At 57.1% G+C, this 20,505-nt stretch carries 14 protein-coding genes; 5 read left to right on the forward strand and 9 right to left on the reverse strand.

All coding sequences use genetic code 11. The annotated features are described in order from the left end of the window. Positions 1–10 precede the first annotated feature (10 nt). The 3 genes from carB to folA all read left to right on the forward strand — a co-directional run bounded on the left by carB (position 11) and on the right by folA (position 5,327). Positions 11–3,238, forward strand: a complete 3,228-nt coding sequence (gene carB, locus AC6I8D_RS02965) for a carbamoyl-phosphate synthase large subunit (RefSeq protein ID WP_031376005.1) — start codon at positions 11–13, stop codon at positions 3,236–3,238. A 237-nt stretch (positions 3,239–3,475) separates the two neighbouring features. Continuing rightward, positions 3,476–4,609 carry a porin gene (locus tag AC6I8D_RS02970; protein ID WP_497820646.1) on the forward strand — a complete coding sequence of 378 codons (1,134 nt, stop codon included), beginning with the start codon at positions 3,476–3,478 and terminating at the stop codon, positions 4,607–4,609. Between the two features lie 235 nt (positions 4,610–4,844). Beyond that, on the forward strand, positions 4,845–5,327 hold the full coding sequence (gene folA, locus AC6I8D_RS02975) for a type 3 dihydrofolate reductase (RefSeq protein WP_312055355.1): 483 nt from the start codon (positions 4,845–4,847) through the stop codon (positions 5,325–5,327). A 56-nt stretch (positions 5,328–5,383) separates the two neighbouring features. On the opposite strand, the gene apaH is transcribed toward folA, so the two are convergent. Genes apaH through lptD form a run of 6 tightly spaced genes read right to left on the reverse strand, consistent with a single transcriptional unit; the run spans position 5,384 to position 12,196 of the window. Next, the gene (apaH, locus tag AC6I8D_RS02980; protein WP_312055356.1) at positions 5,384–6,241 is read right to left on the reverse strand and encodes a bis(5'-nucleosyl)-tetraphosphatase (symmetrical) ApaH; all 858 of its coding nucleotides are present in this window, start codon (positions 6,239–6,241) and stop codon (positions 5,384–5,386) included. A gap of 55 nt (positions 6,242–6,296) precedes the next feature. After that, the gene (apaG, locus tag AC6I8D_RS02985; protein WP_312055357.1) at positions 6,297–6,674 is read right to left on the reverse strand and encodes a Co2+/Mg2+ efflux facilitator ApaG/CorD; all 378 of its coding nucleotides are present in this window, start codon (positions 6,672–6,674) and stop codon (positions 6,297–6,299) included. A gap of 3 nt (positions 6,675–6,677) precedes the next feature. Next, positions 6,678–7,499: a 16S rRNA (adenine(1518)-N(6)/adenine(1519)-N(6))-dimethyltransferase RsmA gene (rsmA, locus tag AC6I8D_RS02990; protein WP_031376000.1), complete on the reverse strand. Its 822-nt coding sequence runs from the start codon at positions 7,497–7,499 to the stop codon at positions 6,678–6,680. Beyond that, on the reverse strand, positions 7,492–8,484 hold the full coding sequence (pdxA, locus tag AC6I8D_RS02995) for a 4-hydroxythreonine-4-phosphate dehydrogenase PdxA (protein WP_497819636.1): 993 nt from the start codon (positions 8,482–8,484) through the stop codon (positions 7,492–7,494). Before pdxA ends, rsmA begins: the two co-directional genes overlap by 8 nt. Next, positions 8,474–9,769 carry a peptidylprolyl isomerase SurA gene (gene surA / locus AC6I8D_RS03000; RefSeq protein WP_312055359.1) on the reverse strand — a complete coding sequence of 432 codons (1,296 nt, stop codon included), beginning with the start codon at positions 9,767–9,769 and terminating at the stop codon, positions 8,474–8,476. Before surA ends, pdxA begins: the two co-directional genes overlap by 11 nt. Positions 9,770–9,823: 54 nt before the next feature. Further along, on the reverse strand, positions 9,824–12,196 hold the full coding sequence (gene lptD / locus AC6I8D_RS03005) for an LPS assembly protein LptD (RefSeq protein WP_497819637.1): 2,373 nt from the start codon (positions 12,194–12,196) through the stop codon (positions 9,824–9,826). Between the two features lie 182 nt (positions 12,197–12,378). Here lptD and djlA point away from each other — a divergent pair, with 182 nt between their 5' ends. Continuing rightward, positions 12,379–13,188, forward strand: coding sequence for a co-chaperone DjlA (djlA, locus tag AC6I8D_RS03010; protein WP_069728441.1), 810 nt, complete (start codon positions 12,379–12,381; stop codon positions 13,186–13,188). A gap of 63 nt (positions 13,189–13,251) precedes the next feature. On the opposite strand, the gene rluA is transcribed toward djlA, so the two are convergent. From rluA to polB, 3 genes are all read right to left on the reverse strand, one after another. Continuing rightward, positions 13,252–13,905, reverse strand: coding sequence for a bifunctional tRNA pseudouridine(32) synthase/23S rRNA pseudouridine(746) synthase RluA (rluA, locus tag AC6I8D_RS03015; RefSeq protein WP_312759390.1), 654 nt, complete (start codon positions 13,903–13,905; stop codon positions 13,252–13,254). Between the two features lie 234 nt (positions 13,906–14,139). Then, positions 14,140–17,046 (reverse strand): RNA polymerase-associated protein RapA, encoded by a 2,907-nt coding sequence (gene rapA / locus AC6I8D_RS03020; protein WP_312055362.1) that lies wholly within the window; start codon positions 17,044–17,046, stop codon positions 14,140–14,142. 156 nt (positions 17,047–17,202) lie between these two features. Further along, positions 17,203–19,563 (reverse strand): DNA polymerase II, encoded by a 2,361-nt coding sequence (gene polB, locus AC6I8D_RS03025; protein WP_312759388.1) that lies wholly within the window; start codon positions 19,561–19,563, stop codon positions 17,203–17,205. A gap of 171 nt (positions 19,564–19,734) precedes the next feature. Between polB and AC6I8D_RS03030 the strand changes: the two genes are divergently transcribed. Then, complete coding sequence (locus AC6I8D_RS03030) at positions 19,735–20,499, forward strand: DedA family protein (RefSeq protein WP_312055364.1); 765 nt, start codon at positions 19,735–19,737, stop codon at positions 20,497–20,499. Positions 20,500–20,505: the final 6 nt, after the last annotated feature.

The following is a 20,505-nucleotide window of genomic DNA, read 5'->3' on the forward strand; positions in this document are numbered from 1 at the left end:
GGAGCTAATCATGCCAAAACGTACAGACATAAAATCCATCCTGATTCTTGGCGCCGGTCCGATTGTGATCGGCCAGGCCTGCGAATTTGACTATTCCGGTGCGCAGGCGTGTAAAGCGCTGCGTGAAGAGGGTTACCGCGTCATTCTGGTCAACTCTAACCCGGCGACCATTATGACTGACCCGGAAATGGCCGATGCGACCTACATCGAGCCGATTCACTGGGAAGTGGTGCGTAAAATCATCGAAAAAGAGCGTCCGGATGCGGTACTGCCGACTATGGGCGGCCAGACGGCGCTGAACTGTGCGCTGGAACTGGAACGTCAGGGCGTGCTGGCAGAGTTTGGCGTCACCATGATTGGTGCCACTGCCGATGCGATTGATAAGGCCGAAGACCGTCGCCGTTTTGACGTCGCGATGAAAAGCATCGGGCTGGATACGGCCCGTTCAGGCATCGCGCACACCATGGAAGAAGCGCTGGCAGTGGCTGAAGATGTCGGCTTCCCGTGCATTATCCGTCCTTCGTTCACCATGGGCGGCACCGGTGGCGGTATCGCGTATAACCGCGAAGAATTTGAAGAGATTTGCGAACGCGGTCTCGACCTCTCTCCCACCAATGAGCTGCTGATTGATGAGTCGCTTATTGGCTGGAAAGAGTATGAGATGGAAGTGGTGCGCGATAAGAACGACAACTGCATCATCGTCTGCTCGATTGAAAACTTTGATGCGATGGGCATCCACACCGGTGACTCGATCACCGTAGCACCTGCCCAGACGCTGACCGATAAAGAGTACCAGATCATGCGTAACGCCTCGCTGGCGGTGTTGCGTGAAATCGGCGTCGAAACCGGTGGCTCCAACGTGCAGTTCTCGGTCAACCCGAAAAACGGCCGACTGATTGTGATCGAGATGAACCCGCGCGTCTCGCGTTCTTCGGCGCTGGCTTCGAAAGCCACCGGCTTCCCGATTGCCAAAGTGGCGGCCAAACTGGCGGTCGGCTTTACCCTCGACGAGCTGATGAACGACATCACCGGTGGCTTAACGCCGGCGTCGTTTGAACCGTCGATTGACTACGTCGTCACCAAGATCCCACGCTTCAACTTCGAAAAATTTGCCGGTGCTAACGATCGCCTGACCACCCAGATGAAATCGGTGGGTGAAGTGATGGCGATTGGCCGCACTTTCCAGGAGTCGATGCAGAAAGCGCTGCGCGGTCTGGAAGTCGGTGCCAACGGCTTTGACCCAAAAGTTCATCTCGACGATCCGGAAGCGCTGACCCGCATCCGTCGCGAACTGAAAGATGCCGGTTCCGACCGCATCTGGTACATCGCTGACGCATTCCGTGCTGGCATGTCCGTCGACGGCGTGTTCAACCTGACCAACATCGACCGCTGGTTCCTGGTGCAGATTGAAGAGCTGGTGCGGCTGGAAGAGCAGGTCGCACGTGAAGGGGTGAACAGCCTCGACTATACCTTCCTGCGTGCCCTGAAGCGTAAAGGCTTTGCCGATGCACGCCTGGCAACGCTGGCCGGTGTGGCCGAAAGTGAGATTCGTAAGCTGCGTCAGCAGTTCAACCTGCATCCGGTTTACAAGCGCGTCGATACCTGCGCCGCAGAATTCGCCACTGATACCGCCTACATGTACTCCACTTATGAAGAAGAGTGCGAAGCGAATCCGAACCGCGACCGTGAAAAAATCATGGTGCTGGGTGGCGGGCCTAACCGTATCGGCCAGGGCATCGAGTTCGACTACTGCTGCGTTCACGCGGCGCTGGCGCTGCGTGAAGACGGTTACGAGACCATTATGGTCAACTGTAACCCGGAAACCGTATCGACCGACTACGACACCTCTGATCGCCTCTACTTCGAACCGGTCACGCTGGAAGATGTGCTGGAGATTGTGCGCATTGAGCAGCCGAAAGGTGTCATCGTCCAGTATGGCGGCCAGACGCCGCTGAAACTGGCACGCGCACTGGAAGCGGCCGGCGTGCCGGTTATCGGCACCAGCCCGGACTCGATTGACCGTGCTGAAGACCGTGAACGTTTCCAGCAGGCAGTCGATCGCCTGAACCTTAAGCAGCCAGCTAACGCCACGGTAGCGACGCTGGAGCAGGCGGTTGAGAAAGCGGCCGGTCTGGGTTATCCGCTGGTGGTGCGTCCTTCGTATGTGCTCGGCGGTCGCGCGATGGAGATTGTCTACGACGAAATCGACCTCAAGCGCTACTTCCAGACGGCGGTCTCGGTCTCTAACGATGCGCCGGTCCTGCTGGATCGCTTCCTTGATGACGCGGTAGAAGTAGATGTCGATGCGATTTGCGACGGTGAGCGAGTGCTGATTGGCGGCATCATGGAACACATTGAGCAGGCTGGCGTGCATTCCGGCGACTCCGCCTGTTCGCTGCCCGCCTACACCCTGAATCAGGAGATTCAGAATGTGATGCGTCAGCAGGTTGAGAAACTGGCGTTTGAACTCAACGTGCGCGGTCTGATGAACGTGCAGTTCGCGGTCAAAGACAACGAAGTTTACCTGATTGAAGTCAACCCACGTGCGGCCCGTACCGTGCCGTTCGTCTCCAAAGCGACCGGTGTGCCACTGGCAAAAGTGGCGGCGCGCGTGATGGCCGGCAAAACGCTGGCCGAGCAGGGCGTGACCGAAGAGGTGATCCCACCTTACTACTCGGTGAAAGAAGTGGTGTTGCCGTTCAACAAGTTCCAGGGTGTCGACCCGATTCTTGGTCCGGAAATGCGCTCCACCGGTGAAGTGATGGGGGTTGGCCGGACCTTCGCTGAAGCCTTTGCCAAAGCGATGCTCGGGGCGCAGAGCAACATGAAGAAGTCAGGCCGTGCGCTGCTGTCGGTGCGTGAAGGTGATAAGAAACGTATCGTCGACCTGGCGGCCAAGCTGCAGAAGTTTGGTTTCGAACTGGATGCGACCCACGGTACGGCGGTGGTGCTGGGTGAAGCGGGCATCAATCCGCGCCTGGTCAACAAGGTGCATGAAGGGCGTCCGCACATTCAGGATCGCCTGAAGAATGGCGAATATACCTACATCGTCAACACCACCGCGGGACGTCAGGCGATTGAAGATTCGAAGCTGATTCGCCGCAGCGCACTGCAGTATAAAGTGCACTATGACACCACGCTGAACGGCGGTTTCGCCACGGCGATGGCGCTGAATGCCGATCCGACCGAGCAGGTTATCTCGGTGCAGGAAATGCACGCGCAAATCAAAGCGAAATAATCGTCGTAACGGCTCCTTCGGGAGCCGTTTTTTTAGCTTAGGCTGGCCCTGAAATGCCTATCATAAACAGACGCATTTGAATTAAAGTCACTGATTTGACTTATTATTTTAGCTTTCGGTGCGAATATTACCGTTTCGCACATTTTTATAAATGAAATCCTTCCTGTTCAGATTTTTCATCAGTACTATGCCTGCCGCTCATTACCAGAGCGGATTCAGGACATAAATAAAATGAAAATGCGTACTTTTTCTCTGAGTGCAGTGGCTGCACTGATGGCAATGCTTCCTTTCGCCAGCCAGGCGGAAATCACCCTGTTAAAACAGGACCCGCAGGCGGGCGATCCGCTTAGCCGGCTGAACTTTACCGTGGGCGGCAGTATTCGTGCCCAGGTTAATCACCAGACTGGCGTGAACGACAAATCTTACAAGCGCGACGGCTTTGACGGCGGTACCCGTTTCCGTTTTGGCGCTGACTATTATCTGTTTGATGATGTCAGCTGGATCAGCTACTACGAGCTGGGCGTCAACGTACCCGCCGTATTCGACTGGGATCGCCACTACGCAGATGGCGCGAATAACACCACCCGTCGCCAGCTTTACACCGGCCTGAAAAGCAAGACCTGGGGCCAGCTGACCTTTGGCCAGCAGAACAGCGTTTATTACGATACGGTCGGCGCGAAAACCGATATCTGGGATTACGACATGATTGGCCAGGCACCGGGCAACGGAATCAACGGTGACTATGACGGATCTTACCGTTCGCGTAAGCAGCTGAAGTATAAAAACACCTTCGGCGATGTCGATCTCTACGCTTCTTATCTGTTCGAGGATAACGAATATCTGCCGGGTAACGGCCTGCGCTACAAGCGCAAAGGCGGCGGCTCGCTGGGGCTGGATTATCACATTACCGACGATCTGAGCTGGGGCACGGCGTGGAACTATACGCATGCGGCGATGCGTAACCCGGACAACGGCGACAGCAAAGACTATGACCAGAACATTCTGGGTACCGCAATGAGCTGGACACCAGGCAACTGGACCCTGTCAGCAGGCGGTGGCTGGTATCAGAACTTCATGACCACCAAGCGCAAAGATGTGCATGACTACTTTGCTGGCGACGCGTGGGGCATTGAGTACTTTGCCGGTTATAAAGTCCCGGTGGCGCAATATGGTCTGAAAGCGGTGCAGCCTTACGTGATGGGTGACCGTATCGAATATGCTAACGGCCGTAACTACCAGCGCATCGATAACGGACTGGGCGTGACGCTGTTCCTCGACTACGGTTTCCGCGTCGATTACGAACACGTCTTCACCTCCAGCACCGATAACCTCGGTGATATGAATCTGGTGCGTCTGCGCTACGACTTCTGATTATGCTGACGGCTCCTGCGGGAGCCGTTTTTATTTGTCTCTCTTCCTTTTCTACCAGCATAAGCCGGATCTCTGGCGTGCTGCGGCCAGCCATCGTCATTGCACGGTGAAAAACTCTGCATCAGTGCGAAAAAGCGGTGGCAAAAAAGCTTTACTCAAATAGACCTTTCTCGCTATCGACGAAAGTTTCGCCTTTACGTATGATGGCGCCAATTTTTTCCAGTGAGTGGTTAACATGATTAGTCTTATCGCGGCATTAGCAGCAGATCGCATTATTGGTATGGAGAACGCCATGCCGTGGGACCTGCCTGCAGATTTGGCGTGGTTTAAGCGCAATACGCTGAAAAAGCCGGTGATTATGGGCCGGCTGACCTTTGAATCTATTGGCCGTCCGCTGCCGGGCCGGCTGAACATCGTGGTCAGCAGCAAGCCGGGCAACGCCGAAGGCGTCACCTGGGTCACTTCGCTGGATGCCGCATTGCAGGCCGCTGGTGATGCTGAAGAGGTGATGGTGATAGGCGGTGGCCGGATTTATGAGCAGATGCTGCCGCGTGCCGACCGTCTCTATCTGACCCACATTGATGCAGAAGTGGAAGGTGACACTCAGTTCCCGGACTACGAGCCGGATGAGTGGCAATCGACCTTTAGCGAATTCCATGACGCTGATGCTCAAAACTCGCACAGCTACTGTTTTGAGATCCTCGATCGCCGTCGTTAAGCCGGCGCGCAATAAAAAACGCCCTGCATATGGTCAGGGCGTTTTTGTTTGTCTGGTTAGCTGGCGGATTGCTGGGTGATAACCTCATCCGGCAACGGTTGCTGACGATTTGAAGGCTGCACATAGTAGCGCTGGCTTTCCCAATGCAGCAGGGTCAGCGTGCCGCCCCAGCAGCAGCCGGTATCCAGACCAATAATTCCTTCTGGCGTTCCTTTGCCTTCCAGCGAGGCCCAGTGACCAAACACAATGGTGTAGTCGCGCGCCACCGGCCCCTCAATGTTGAACCACGGCTTTAACGGCGGCAGCGCCGACTCCGGCGCATCTTTGCAGATCATATCCAGCTGACCATTCGGGAAGCAGTAGCGCATCCGGGTGAGGGCGTTGGTGCTGAAGCGCAGGCGGGCCAGCCCGGTAAGGTCTTCGCTCCAGTTGTTCGGCATATCGCCATACATCGCGTCCAGGAACAGCGGATAGCTGTCACTGGCGAGCACCGATTCGACTTCACGCGCACACTTTTTCGCGGTTTCGATATCCCATTGCGGCGTAATACCGGCATGGCCCATCACCAGCTTGTGCTCTTCATCGACCTGTAACAGCGGCTGACGCCGCAGCCAGTTGATCAGCTCATCCGCATCGTCCGCTTCCAGCAGCGGCGTCAGGCGATCTTTCGGCTTGTTACGGCTGATGCCCGCGTAGACCGCCAGCAGGTGCAGATCGTGATTGCCCAGCACCAGCCGCACCGCATCGCCCAGTGATTTCACGTAGCGCAGCACCTCAAGCGAACCTGGGCCGCGCGCCACCAGATCGCCGGTCAGCCACAGGGTGTCCTGCTGAGGATCGAAATCGACCTGCTGCAGCAGCGCACGTAATTCGTCGTAGCACCCGTGAACGTCGCCAATCAGGTATGTGCTCATAGACTCTTATCCAGTATGAAAATTTGCCCGACGAGGCGGGCAACAGGCGTGCAAATCAATGAATGTGAGTTTGAATTGCGAGGCGGAAAACCGGGATCTCGACGTGAAAGGTTTCACCCTGTTCGTCGATCATCACGTAGTGACCCTGCATGGTGCCCATCGGGGTTTCAATCACTGCCCCGCTGGTGTACTGAAATTCATTGCCGGCCGCGATATGCGGCTGTTCGCCGACCACGCCTTCGCCCTGAACTTCGGTTTCCCGGCCGTTACCATTGGTAATCAGCCAGTAGCGTCCCAGCAGTTGCACCGGTGAACGGCCGAGGTTGCGAATGGTAATGGTATAGGCGAAGACGTAACGCTCGTCATCCGGTGAGGATTGCGAGGCGACGTACTGGCTTTGCACATGAACCGAGACGCGGGCCGTTTCACTCATCACTTACTCCTGCGATTTTCCCAGATGGTTCGCCAGCCAGTTTGCCAGCTGACAATATTGCGCGACCGAAACATTTTCAGCCCGCAGGGTTGGATCAATCGACAACTCTTCCAGCGCACCGGCGGTCACCATGTGACTCAGGCTATTGCGCAGCGTTTTACGACGCTGGCCAAACGCTTCAGTGGTCACGCGGCTCAGGATACGCACGTCGCTGACCGGATGTGGCGGCTCGGCAAACGGCACCAGGCGTACCACGGCAGAATCAACTTTCGGCGGCGGCGTGAACGAGTGCGGAGGAACTTCCAGCACCGGGATCACCTGACAGTAATATTGCGCCATCACCGTCAAACGGCCGTAGGCTTTGCTACCCGGACCGGCGACCAGACGGTTGACCACTTCTTTTTGCAGCATGAAGTGCATGTCTTTGATCGAACCAGTATAGCTGAAAAGATGAAACATCAGCGGGGTCGAAATGTTGTACGGCAGGTTGCCAAATACGCGCAGCGGCTGGCCTCTTTCCTGCGCCAGCGCGGCGAAGTCGAAGGTCATGGCATCCTGCTGGAAAATGGTCAGCTTGGGTCCAAGGAACGGGTGGGTTTGCAGGCGCGCAGCGAGATCGCGGTCCAGTTCCACCACCGTTAAGCTGTCGAGGCGTTCGCCCACCGGCTCGGTTAAGGCACCCAGGCCAGGACCGATCTCCACCAGCGCTTCATCGCGCTGCGGGTGGATTGCGGAGACAATGCTGTCGATAATGTACTGATCGTTCAGGAAGTTCTGCCCGAAACGTTTACGGGCGTAGTGCCCCTGATGGACGCGATTATTCATTACTGCTCTTGATCATAGTGATGGCGAGGTTAAGCGCCGTGATGAAGCTGCCCGGCTCAGCCTGACCCAGTCCGGCGAGTTCAAGCGCGGTACCGTGGTCAACTGAAGTCCGGATAAAGGGCAGGCCAAGGGTGATATTTACCGCCCGGCCAAACCCCTGAAATTTTAGCACCGGCAGGCCCTGATCGTGATACATCGCCAGCACCGCATCGGCATGTTGCAGATATTTGGGCTGGAACAGCGTATCCGCCGGTAGCGGGCCGGTTAACTGAATACCCTGCTGACGCAGTTCATTCAGCGCCGGGATGATAACGTCGATCTCTTCCCGACCCATGTGGCCGCTTTCGCCCGCGTGGGGATTTAGCCCGCAGACGTAAATATGCGGCTCGGCAATGGCGAATTTTTGCTGTAAATCGTGATGCAGAATGGTGATGACTTCATGCAGGCACTCGCGCGTTACCGCGTCAGAGACGGCTTTCAGCGGCAGATGGGTGGTAGCCAGCGCCACCCGCAACGCTTCGGTTGCCAGCATCATCACCACCCGATGACCACCGGCGCGATCGGCAAAGAACTCAGTATGGCCGGTGAAGGCGATACCGGCGTCATTGATCACGCCTTTGTGTACCGGGCCGGTAATCAGGGCGGAAAATTCACCGCTCAGACAGCCGTCACAGGCACGCGCCAGCGTGGTCAGCACATAGTCGCTGTTGGCCACGCAGAGTTCGCCTGGCGTAACCGGCTGTGCGGTATCGACCGGCAGGATGGTCAGCGTACCAGCCTGCTGCGGCTGTGCCGCCACACCAGGCTGGTAAGCCCGCAGCGTCAGCGGCAGGCCAAGCTGCGCTGCACGCTGCTGCAGTAACGCCGGTGAGGCGCACACCACCAGTTCAACTGGCCAGTCCTGCTGGGCCAGTTGCACCGTCAGATCGGGACCAATCCCGGCGGGTTCGCCGGGCGTGATCACCACGCGGGTGTTACTTTGCATTGTTATCCAGAATCTTCACGTAGGCGCTGGCGCGTTGTTCCTGCATCCAGGTCTGCGCTTCTTCAGCAAACTTGCGGTTGAACAACATGCGATAGGCACGCTCTTTCTGGGCCGCATCAGTTTTATCCACCTGACGGGTATCCATCAGCTGAATCAGATGCCAGCCGAAAGAGGAGTGGACCGGCTGGCTGGTCTGGCCTTTTTGCAGGCGCAGTAGCGCATCGCGGAATGCCGGATCAAAGGCTTCCGGTGAGGTCCAGCCGAGATCGCCGCCCTGGTTGGCTGAGCCGGGATCGTCAGAGTACTGTTTGGCGGCGGCGGCGAAGGTGGTTTTCCCGCTGCGGATATCAGCAGCAATCTGCTCTAGCTGCGCGCGCGCCTGGTTGTCAGTCATAATTGGCGACGGCTTCAGCAGGATGTGACGGGCATGCACTTCGGTGACCGAGACGTTTTTGCTCTCACCGCGCAGATCGTTCACCTTCAGAATGTGGAAACCGACACCGGAACGAACCGGACCGACGATGTCGCCTTTTTTCGCGGTTGCCAGCGCCTGCGCAAACAGGGTCGGTAACTCTTCGATTTTGCCCCAGCCCATGTTGCCGCCTTTCAGCGCCTGCGAGTCAGCCGAGTAGGTGACCGCCATTTTGCCGAAGTCAGCGCCGTTTTTCAGTTCACCCACCAGCTGTTTGGCCAGGGTTTCCTGCTCATCGACCTGCTGTTGCGTCGGGTTTTCGGGCAGTGGCAACAGGATATGGCTGACGTTCAGCTCGGTGCCCTGGCTGTTCTGCGAGGCAATCTGCGTTGACAGCGTATCCACTTCCTGCGGCAGGATGGTGACGCGACGGCGCACTTCGTTGTTACGCACTTCCGCAATCAGCATCTCTTTGCGGATCTGCGAGCGGTAGGTGCTGTAGTTCATGCCGTCGTACGCCAGACGGCTACGCAGCTGATCGAGGCTCATGCGGTTCTGCGCAGCGATGTTCTGAATAGCCTGATCCAGCTGCTGATCGCTGATCTCAACACCCGCTTTTTCGCCCATCTGCAGAATGATGTTGTCCATGATCTGACGTTCCAGAATCTGGTGACGCAACGTTTTGTCATCTGGCAACTGCTGACCTGCCTGCTGGGCCTGAGATTTGACGGTGCTCATCATACCGTCCACGTCGCTCTCAAGAACCACGCCGTTATTGACCACGGCTGCAACTTTATCAACCACTTGTGGTGCTGCGAACGCGGTGTTGGCACTCATCGCCACACCAAGAATCAGCATTCTCCAGTTCTTCATACTTTATCCATTGTTGGTTCCGCACTGCGGGATTGCCTGTCAAACATCACAACATCAGAAAGCGCGCTGGTAAGGAATGATGCCCTGACGCAGCATTTGGTTGGTGCCTAAGCCATAGTTGGAACTCAGACCACGCAGCTCAATGTTGAATGAGATTTGGTTGTCGTACTTACTGTCGTTATTTTCCCAACCGTTAATTTTGCGCTCGTAGCCCAGGCGAATCGCGTAACAGCATGAGCTGTATTGCAGGCCAACCAGTTGCGATGCCGGACGCGTGTTGCGGGTATCGTAATAGTAAGCGCCTACCACAGACCATGCATCGGCGATTGGCCAGCTGGCGGTAGTGCCGACCTGAGAAATCCCGTTTTTATAGATGGGGTTATCCACCAATCCGCTATTATTCAGCGCGGTCGCCACGTATTCCGGGCTGCTGTAGCGATAGCTCAGCTGCACCATACGATCGGCGTCACGACGGTATTCCAGCACGGCATTTCCCTGGGAGACGTTATCGAGTTTGGTGTCGTACTGCACACCACCCCGAACGCCCCAACGATCGCTGACTTTCCAGTATGTATCGCCAGCCCAGATCAGGCTGCCGGTATCATCTTCTTCACTGGTCTGATTGACGCCAGTGCGTGAAGGGGTAAACGAGTAGATTTGACCCACGGAAACGTTAAAACGTTCAACCAGATCGTTATCATAAATACGTGAGGTCACACCGGTGGCCACTTCATTGGCCGAGGCGATGCGATCCAGGCCGCTATAAGTACGGTCACGGAACAGACCGGTGTAGTCGGTTTGCAGCTGGGTTGAGTCGTACGGATAGATATTGCTCTGGTCGCGATACGGAATATAGAGGTACTGCACCCGTGGTTCCAGCGTCTGGGTATAGCCCGCTGCCGAACTCATGTTGCGGTCAAACACCATCCGGCCGTCGACTTTAAACTGCGGCAGGGTACGGTTTACTGACTCATCGAGCGCGCCACTTTTGTTGCCGCGTAATCTGTTAGCGGGGTTGTTATAAAAATCGACATTAGTCTGCTGATAATGGGTCGCCAGCAGCTTCGCTTCGGTATCCAGGCTGGCCCAGCCGTTGGAGAGCGGCAGGTTGAGCGTCGGTTCAACATGCAAACGGGTCGCTTCAGGATAGCGATCGCTGACGTTAGTGAATTTCACTGCCTGGGCATAGATGCGGCCGTCAAACGGACCGATATCGTTCTGATAGAAGTTCAGGTCCAGCTGCGGCATTGCACGGTAGACGTTGCTGGTGGTATCGCCAAATACCTGGAAATCTTTGGTCGAGAGCTTGGCGTCCCAGTTGGACTCCGCGTAGCCGATGCTGAATTTCTGCGTGGCGTAGTTGTTGGTCGAACTGTAATACTTTGAGTCGAGATCGTTGAAGTAGTACTTATCGCTGACCTTGGTGTAATCCGCGCTGAAGCGCCAGTTTTTGTCATACACACCGGCGTGACGCCAGTAGAATAACCAGCGGTCAGAACTGTCGTCGTCGGCAATGCCACGCACCGCTTTGTCTTTATCGTACTGTTTGTCCGAACCGAGGTAATCGAATTCAACCAGGCCCGCGCCTGCCACCGTCAGGTAACGGAATTCGTTTTCGAACTGCATGCCGCGCTTGCTCATGTAGTGCGGCGTAATGGTGGCATCGGCCTGTGGCGCAATGTTCCAGTAATAGGGCAACATGAACTCAAAGCCGTTGTTGCTGCCATATTTTGCATTCGGAATCAGGAAACCGGAGCGACGACGATCGCCGATCGGTAACTGCAGATAAGGGCTATAGAACACCGGTACCGAACCGAGTTTGAAGCGGGCATTCCAGATTTCCGCCACTTCTTCTTCCCGGTCCTGGATCACTTCCGATCCCACCACGCTCCAGCTGTTCGAGCCTGGCAGGCAGGAGGTGAAGCTGCCGTTTTCCAGAATGGTGTAGCGGTTGTTACCGCGCAGCTTCATCTGGTCGGCGGTGCCGCGTCCCTGACGATCCACCATCTGGTAGTCGCCATTCCAGACGTTGGTATCTTTGCTGTTGAGGTTTGACCAGGCTTTCGGACCTTTCAGGATGACCTGATTGTCGTCGTAGTGCACATTACCGAGGGCATCGACGGTGCGTAGCGGCGTGGTCTGGCCCTCCTGCTGACGCTGATGAAGCTGCACTTCATCAGCCTGCATCCGGCTGTTGCCCTGTTCAATGTTCACATTGCCGGTGAAGACCGCATCGTTGGGGTAATTTCCCTTTGCGGCGTCGGAGTGAATGGTCACCGGCAGCTGGTTAGTGTCACCACTCACCAGCGGGCGGTTATAACTCGGCACGCCTAACATACACTGCGACATTAAATCGTCGGCAAAGGCTTGCTGGCTAATGGCTGAGCCGATCAGAGTGGCCAGCAGGGTAGGTATATGTTTTTTCATACGCGGTATCGAGAATTCCATGAAAACTGGCATCATGCCGACAATCGGGTCAGAGACTAACTTACTGCCCGGCGTTGTGCCAGTGTTAATCCTTTTCTGTCCGCGTTGCCGTTAGGCGCTGAGATAAATGACAGGTATGATAATGCAATTTTCAGCTGCAAGCATGGCGAATTGAGGAGTTTATGCGCTACTGGGGAAAAGTTGTGGGTCTGGCGCTGGGATTACTTTCCGGCGCAGGCTTTTGGGGTATTGTGATCGGTTTGATCATTGGCCATATGATTGACAAAGTTCGCGGCGCACAAGGCAAGGCTTACTTCTCGAATAATCAAACCCGACAGACGCTGTTTTTCAGCACCACCTTTCAGGTGATGGGCCATCTGACCAAGTCAAAAGGGCGCGTCACCGAAGCGGATATCCAGATTGCCTCGCTGTTAATGGAGCGGATGCAGCTGCACGGTGAGTCACGAACCGCTGCCCAGCGCGCGTTCCGCGAGGGCAAACAGGCCGATTATCCGCTGCGCAGCAAACTGCGTGAATTGCGCAGCGCCTGTTTTGGCCGCTTTGATCTGATTCGGATGTTCCTTGAGATTCAAATTCAGGCCGCCTTCGCGGACGGTTCGCTGCATCCTAATGAGCGCCAGGTGCTGTATGTGATTGCGGAAGAGCTGGGGATTTCACGCGGTCAGTTCGATCAGTTCCTGCGGATGATGGAAGGCGGTCAGCAATTTGGCGGCGGCCAGCGTTCTGCGGGCGGTTTCCAGCAGGCGCAACGCGGACCGACGCTGGAAGATGCCTGTAGCGTGCTGGGCGTAAAGAGCAGCGATGATGCCACCACCATCAAACGCGCCTACCGTAAACTGATGAGTGAACACCATCCCGATAAGCTGGTAGCGAAAGGCCTGCCGCCGGAAATGATGGAGATGGCCAAGCAGAAAGCGCAGGAAATTCAGGCCGCTTACGACCTGATCCGCAAAGAAAAAGGCTTTAAATAGTTGCCGCTTAGCGTGACGTCTTGCCCCGGAGGCAGACGTCACGGTCGCAAGGGCAGACGGAGATTAAAAGTCAGCGGGCTGACGGAAGGTCATGGCGTTACCAAATGCGGGATGGGTAATTGTCAGTGACCCGGCGTGCAGCAATAAGCGCGGCGCCATCGCTTTAGCCTCTGGATGAGCATAAAAATTGTCGCCCAGAATCGGATGGCCCAGCGCCAGCATGTGTACCCGCAGCTGGTGTGAACGGCCGGTGATCGGTTTGAGCAAGACGCGTGCGCTGTTATCAGCCCGGTACTCCAGCACCTGATATTCGGTCTGCGCGGCTTTGCCGGTCTCGAAGCAGACTTTTTGCTTCGGACGGTTTGGCCAGTCACAAATCAGCGGCAAATCAACTACCCCTTTCTCCGCGGCCGGATGGCCCCAGACGCAGGCCACATAGGCCTTTGCGGGTTCACGCTCACGAAACTGCCGTTTCAGCTCGCGTTCTGCGGCTTTGTTCAACGCCACCACAATCACGCCGCTGGTGGCCATGTCCAGCCGATGCACCGATTCCGCCTGCGGGTAATCACGCTGGATGCGCGTCATCACGCTATCTTTATGTTCGTCCAGCCGGCCGGGCACCGAAAGCAGGCCGCTGGGCTTGTTAACCACCATGATGTGCGCATCCTGATAGAGGATGTGCAGCCAGGGTTCACGCGGTGGATTGTAGGGTTCCATGGTTCTTTCCAAAAATAAGGGGCCCTGCGGCTGAGATTGTTTACAAAGTCTGGCCCGATTAGCTGTGATAGCCTGCCAGCGCAGGAAACACGGGCAGATCGGAAAGAGACAAAAGCTGTCATCCCTGACCAGCCCGGCCCGCACCGTCGATGGCGCGGGACGCTTTCCTTCTCTGCCCGGGTTGCTGCATCCTGAGTTTCTCAGTTGCGGCCAGATTCATCCCGGCCCCTGAGCTTACTGGTGAGTCACCACAATCAGGCGCAGCGCGTCGAGACGCCAGTTAGCCTGATCGAGACTTTCCAGCACCTGCTGACGGTTACTTTCCAGCGCCTCAATTTCATCCTCACGGATGTTCGGATTGACCGCTTTCAGCGCGTCAAGACGGGCCAGTTCCGCTCCCAGCTTCTCGTTCGCTTCGACGCGGGCGGCATCAATCACCGCGCGTGCTTCGCTGACCACTTTCTCTTCACCCTGGGTCAGAATGGCATGCACATCCTGCTGTACCGCGTTAACCAGCTTGCTGCCGGTGTGGCGATTGACGGCATTCAGCTGACGGTTAAAGCTTTCGAACTCCACCTTGCCCGCCAGGTTAGTGCCGTTACGATCCAGCAGCAGACGGATTGGCGTCGGCGGCAGGAAGCGGGTCAGCTGCAGATGCTTCGGCGCCTGCGCTTCGACCACGTAGATCAGTTCAACCAGCAGCGTGCCGACCGGCAACGCCTTGTTCTTCAGCAGCGAGATAGCGCTGCTGCCGGTGTCGCCCGACAGGATCAGGTCGAGGCCGTTACGAATCAGCGGATGTTCCCAGGTAATGAACTGGGTATCTTCGCGTGACAGCGCCTGATCGCGGTTAAAGGTGATGGTACAGCCATCTTCCGGCAGGCCAGGGAAATCGGGCACCAGCATGTGATCGGACGGTGTCAGCACGATCAGGTTATCGCTGCGATCTTCCTGATTGATACCGACGATATCAAACAGGTTGAGCGCGAAGTTCACCAGACCGGTATCGTTGTCCTGCTCGCCGATGGCGTTAGCCAGCGCCTGGGCAGCGTCACCACCGTTGGAGTTCAGCTCCAGCAGGCGATCGCGCCCCTGTTCCAGCTGCAGTTTCAGGGCATCATGTTGCTTACGGCAGTCGGTGATAAAGGCGTCGAAGCCGTCACTGTTTTCTGGCGCGGCCAGATAGTCGATCAGCTGCGGATGCACGCTGTCATAAATGGTGCGGCCGGTCGGACAGGTGTGTTCAAACGCGTCCAGCCCTTCGTGATACCAGCGCAGTAATACCGCCTGCGCAGTTTTCTCCAGCCACGGCACCAGAATCTGAATATCGTGCGCCTGGCCGATACGATCGAGACGACCGATACGCTGCTCCAGCAGATCCGGATTGAACGGCAGATCAAACATCACCAGACGGCTGGCAAACTGGAAGTTACGGCCTTCTGAACCAATTTCCGAGCACAGCAGCACCTGAGCGCCGTTCTCTTCCGAGGCGAACCACGCGGCGGCACGGTCACGTTCAATGATCGATAGACCTTCATGGAATACCGCCGCCCGGATACCTTCGCGCTCACGCAGCACCTGCTCCAGCTGGAGTGCGGTGGCGGCTTTGGCGCAGATCACCAGCACTTTCTCTTTGCGGTTGCTGGTGAGGTAACCCATCAGCCACTCGACCCGCGGATCGAAGTTCCACCAGGTGCCGCTGTCGCCTTCAAATTCCTGATAAATCTGTTCCGGGTAGAGCAGGTCACGCGCACGTTCTTCTGCGCTTTTGCGGGCGCCCATAATGCCGGAGACTTTAATCGCAGTCTGATACTGCGCCGGCAGCGGCAGACGAATCTGGTGCAGTTCGCGTTTCGGGAAGCCTTTGACGCCGTTACGGGTGTTACGGAACAGCACGCGGCTGGTGCCGTGGCGATCCATCAGCATTGAGATCAGCTCCTGGCGCGCGTCCTGCTTGCCGTCGCGATCGCTGTTGGCAACCTGCAGCAGCGGCTCAATGTCCTGTTCGCCGACCAGATCGTTAATCCGGTTCATCTCTTCCTGCGAAATCGGCTGGTCAGCCAGCAGCGAGCTCACCGCATCGGCGATGGGGCGGAAATGCTGCTGTTCTTCAACAAAGGCGTCAAAGTCGTGGAAGCGGTTAGGATCGAGCAGGCGCAGACGGGCGAAGTGACTCTCCATACCCAGCTGTTCCGGGGTTGCGGTCAGCAGCAGTACCCCGGCGGTTTTTTCCGCCAGCTGTTCAATCACCTGATATTCACGGCTCGGCTGGCCTTCTGACCACGCCAGATGATGCGCTTCATCCACCACCAACAGATCCCACTCGGCATCGGCCAGCAGTTCAAGACGCTGCTTGTTGCGGCGCACAAAGTCGAGCGAACAGATAATCAACTGTTCGGTTTCAAACGGGTTGTCGCTGTCGTGCTGGGCTTCGGTATAGCGATCGTCATCAAACAGTGCAAAACGCAGGTTGAAACGGCGCAGCATTTCGACCAGCCACTGGTGCTGCAGGGTTTCCGGCACCACGATTAACACGCGGTCGGCACGTCCGGCCAGCAGCTGCTGCTGAATGATCATCCCGGCTTCAATGGTCTTGCCGAGGCCGACTTCATCCGCCAGCAGCACGCGTGGCGCGTGGCGACGACCGACGTCGTGGGCGATATGCAGCTGATGCGGGATCAGGTTGGTGCGCATACCGCGCAAGCCGCTGATCGGCAGGCGATATTGCTCACTCTGGTATTTGCGGGCGCGGAAGCGCAGGGCGAAACGATCCATCCGGTCGAGCTGGCCGGCAAACAGGCGATCCTGCGGCTTGCTGAACACCAGCTTACTGTCGAGCATTACTTCGCGCAGCATTACGTCGCTTTCATCGGTATCAAGACGCGTGCCGATATAGGTCATCAGGTCATTTTCGTTGCGTACTTCGTCGACTCGCATCTGCCAGCCTTCATGACTGGTGATGGTGTCACCCGGATTGAAGATGACGCGGGTAACCGGCGAATCGTTGCGGGCGTAGAGGCGGTTTTCCCCGGTGGCCGGGAACAGCAGGGTGATCATGCGGGTGTCGACCGCCACCACCGTGCCCAGTCCCAGTTCACTTTCCGTATCACTAATCCAGCGCTGACCTAATGTAAAAACCATATATTTTTAGCTCGAATTTTTAACGTTTTTGAAGGGGTTCCCGGATACTCAGGCAATAGCATTTCATCCAAACGAAAAGGTCTGGAGGGTCTCTCTTAGCGCGGTGAGTTTCAGGAAGGGCGCTATGGTACTGGATGGCAGGGCATTCGTCACCTGTCAAAAAAGACCCAACTGCCCGGTAATCAGTGTAGCAAAATCCCCTCCGACGAAGGGTAAAATGCCGTCGGCAACCGGTTGTAGCTGCTTACTGACGTAATGATCGTAATCCAGTGGCGTGGTGCGAGCCTCCAGCGGCTCCGGGCCTGCCGTCGCCATCACGTAGCGAATCCGGCCACCGTTCTGGTACTGCAACGGCCGGTTTAATTTGCGATTCTGCTCATCCGCCAGCCGGGCGGCGCGCACGTGCGGCGGCACATTTCGTTCATACTCTTTCAGCGGTCGGCGCAGACGTTTCTTGTAAATCAGCCGATCGTCGAGCTCACCGGCCAGCAGCTGCGCCACGGTGGTGCGAATATAGTCCTGCCACGGCTCACGGCGAAAAATACGGCTGTAGAGCTGCTGCTGAAACTGCTGCGCCAGCGGCGTCCAGTCGGTGCGCACCGACTCCAGTCCCTTAAACACCATGCGTTCGCCCGCCGCTTCGCGGATCAGTCCGGCATAGCGTTTTTTACTGCCCTGTTCGGCGCCACGGATGGTGGGCATCAGAAAACGGCAGAAGTGGTTTTCATACTCCAGCTCCAGCGCGCTGGTCAGCCCCTGAGTCTGCTGCAGATGGTCACGCCACCAGGCATTTACTTTTTGCGTTAGCTGCTGACCAATCGCCGCGGCGTCCTGCTCGCTGTGGGCGGATTTCAGCCAGACGAAGGTCGAGTCAGTATCGCCGTAAATCACATCATAGCCTTCTTCCTCAATCAGCGTGCGGGTCTGCTGCATAATGGCATGGCCACGCAGGGTAATCGAAGAGGCGAGTCGTGGATCGAAAAAGCGGCAGGCGCTGGTGCCGAGCACGCCATAAAAGGCGTTCATGATAATCTTTAACGCCTGCGACAGCGGCTGGTTGCCCTGCTGTTTGGCGGCTTCACGGCCCAGCCAGATCTGCTCGACGATGGCGGGCAGGCAGTGGGTATGACGGGAAAAGCGCGCCTCGCGAAAGCCTGCTACCGAATCGGCATCGTCAGGATGCGCCAGCCCTTCCACCAGGCCAACCGGATCGATCAGAAAGGTACGGATAATCGACGGATAAAGGCTCTTGTAATCCAGCACCAGCACCGAGTCGTAGAGTCCCGGCCGTGAATCCATCACGTAGCCGCCGGGACTGGCTTCCGGAGCCACATCGCCGAGGTTCGGCGCGACAAATCCGCTGCGGTGCATCCGCGGAATATAGAGATGGCTGAACGCCGCGACGGAGCCGCCGTGACGATCGACCGCCAGGCCATTCACCGCCGCACGCTCCAGCAGAAACGGCATAATCGCCGTTTTGTGGAAAATCCGGGTGACCAGCTCGCAGTCTTTCAGGTTATAGCGCGCCAGAGCCGGTTTATCATTGGCGAAGCGCCAGTTGATCTCCTCCATGCGCTGCCACGGGTTATCGATCGCCTTGCCTTCTCCCAACAGTTGCTGCGACACCGATTCCAGACTGAATGACGGGAAATCCCAGAAGGCGGATTTCAGCGCATCGATGCCGTCAATGATCAACCGACCACTGAGCTGGGCGAAAAAAACGCCGGGCTTGAAGCCGTGCTCACGCCACTCCAGCGTCGTCTGCTGACGGCCCAGACGCAGCGGAATAGCGTAGCGATCGGCATGTTTCTGCAATACCCGCAGGTCAAACTGCACCACGTTCCAGCCAATGATCACATCGGGGTCGTGCTGCGCGAACCACTGGTTCAGCGCCTCAAGCAGCTGCGGCCGCGTCTCCAGATAGATCAGCTCAAAATCGAGCGCGCTGGCATCGCCGTTGGGCGGGCCCAGCATATAGACCTGGCGCTGGCCGCAACCCTCCAGCCCGATGCAGTAAAGCTCGCCGTGCTGGGTGGTTTCAATGTCCAGCGAAACCCATTTCAGTGGCGGCCGATAATCGGGATGCGGTTTCAGCCGGGCATTTACCACGCTGTCGCCCTGCGGCTCGCCGTCAAACCAGACCGGCGCGGTAATAAAGCGCTCCATCAGGTAGCGCTCGGGCGGGCGGATATCCGCTTCATAGATCGGAATGCCCTGTTCACGCAGCAGCTTTTCGATGCGTTGCAACTGGCGATTCTGCCGGCAGTAGATGCCGGCCACCGGGCGCTGGCGGAAATCTTTCAGTTCAAGCGGCTGGATACGCAGCTGACGCTCATCTTTCAGCAGCTCACTGACCTGAGACTGAAACTCACGCGGAATAAACGCGACCGACTCCTGAGCCGGCAGCACCACGCGCTGGGCGCCCTGATCGGTGGCGAGCCAGAGCACAATTTCACTGCCTTGCGGCGTGTCGCGCCAGTGGCGGGTAAGCAGAAAACCTGCGCGGGGCCTATTCACATCGTCTCCAGACTCAGGATTTTTGAACGGTGATAAAACCCGCTCAGTATAACATGGATATTTATACAGTTCCCGCGCCGGGGTTTTGTCAATATTGTCCTACAATTCTTGCCTTGACGCTGTGCGGCTGGCTCAGGACAATCCAGCCTTCTGCTTTTTCTAAGGAAGTTTATGGAAGCCTGGGTTCAACACCTGTTTACGCAGTCGCTGGAGTGGGCGCTGTTTGCGGTTGCGCTGGTGACCTTTCTGGAATCACTGGCGCTGGTCGGGCTGTTGCTGCCGGGAACCGTGCTGATGGCGAGTCTGGGCGCGCTGGTTGGCAGCGGACAAATTGGCCTCTATCCGGCCTGGGCGGCTGGTTTTGCCGGTTGCCTGATTGGCGACTGGGTCTCTTACGGCATCGGCTGGAAATTTCAGGGACCGCTGCATCGCTGGAAGTATCTGCAAAAGTACAAAGGGCTGCTGGATAAAACCGAACACGCGCTGCATCAGCACAGCATGTTTACCATTCTTGTCGGACGCTTTGTCGGCCCGACGCGCCCGCTGATCCCACTGGCGGCCGGTATGCTGGAATTGCCGGTACGTAAATTCCTGCCGCCGAATCTGATTGGCTGCCTGCTGTGGCCACCGCTCTATCTGCTGCCCGGCATTCTGGCTGGCGTGGCAGTCGATGTGCCTGAGGCGGCGCAGGGCGGTAACTTCAAGTGGCTGCTGCTGACGGCAGCGATAGTGGTGTGGCTGGGCGGCTGGTTAGGCTGGCGCTGGTGGCGTAGCGGCAAGAGTCAGGATTGGGCGACCGCCTGGCTGCCGCCGGAACGACTGCGCTGGCTGGGACCGCTGGGGCTGGTGATCGCCATTGCCGCCTTTGTCGGCATTCAGTTCCATCCGATGATGCCGATTTTCCGTCATCTGCTGTGGCAGGTCTTTTTCGAATAATCATCG

This window comes from Pantoea sp. X-Soil-MYKO-1785, from assembly GCF_059730675.1.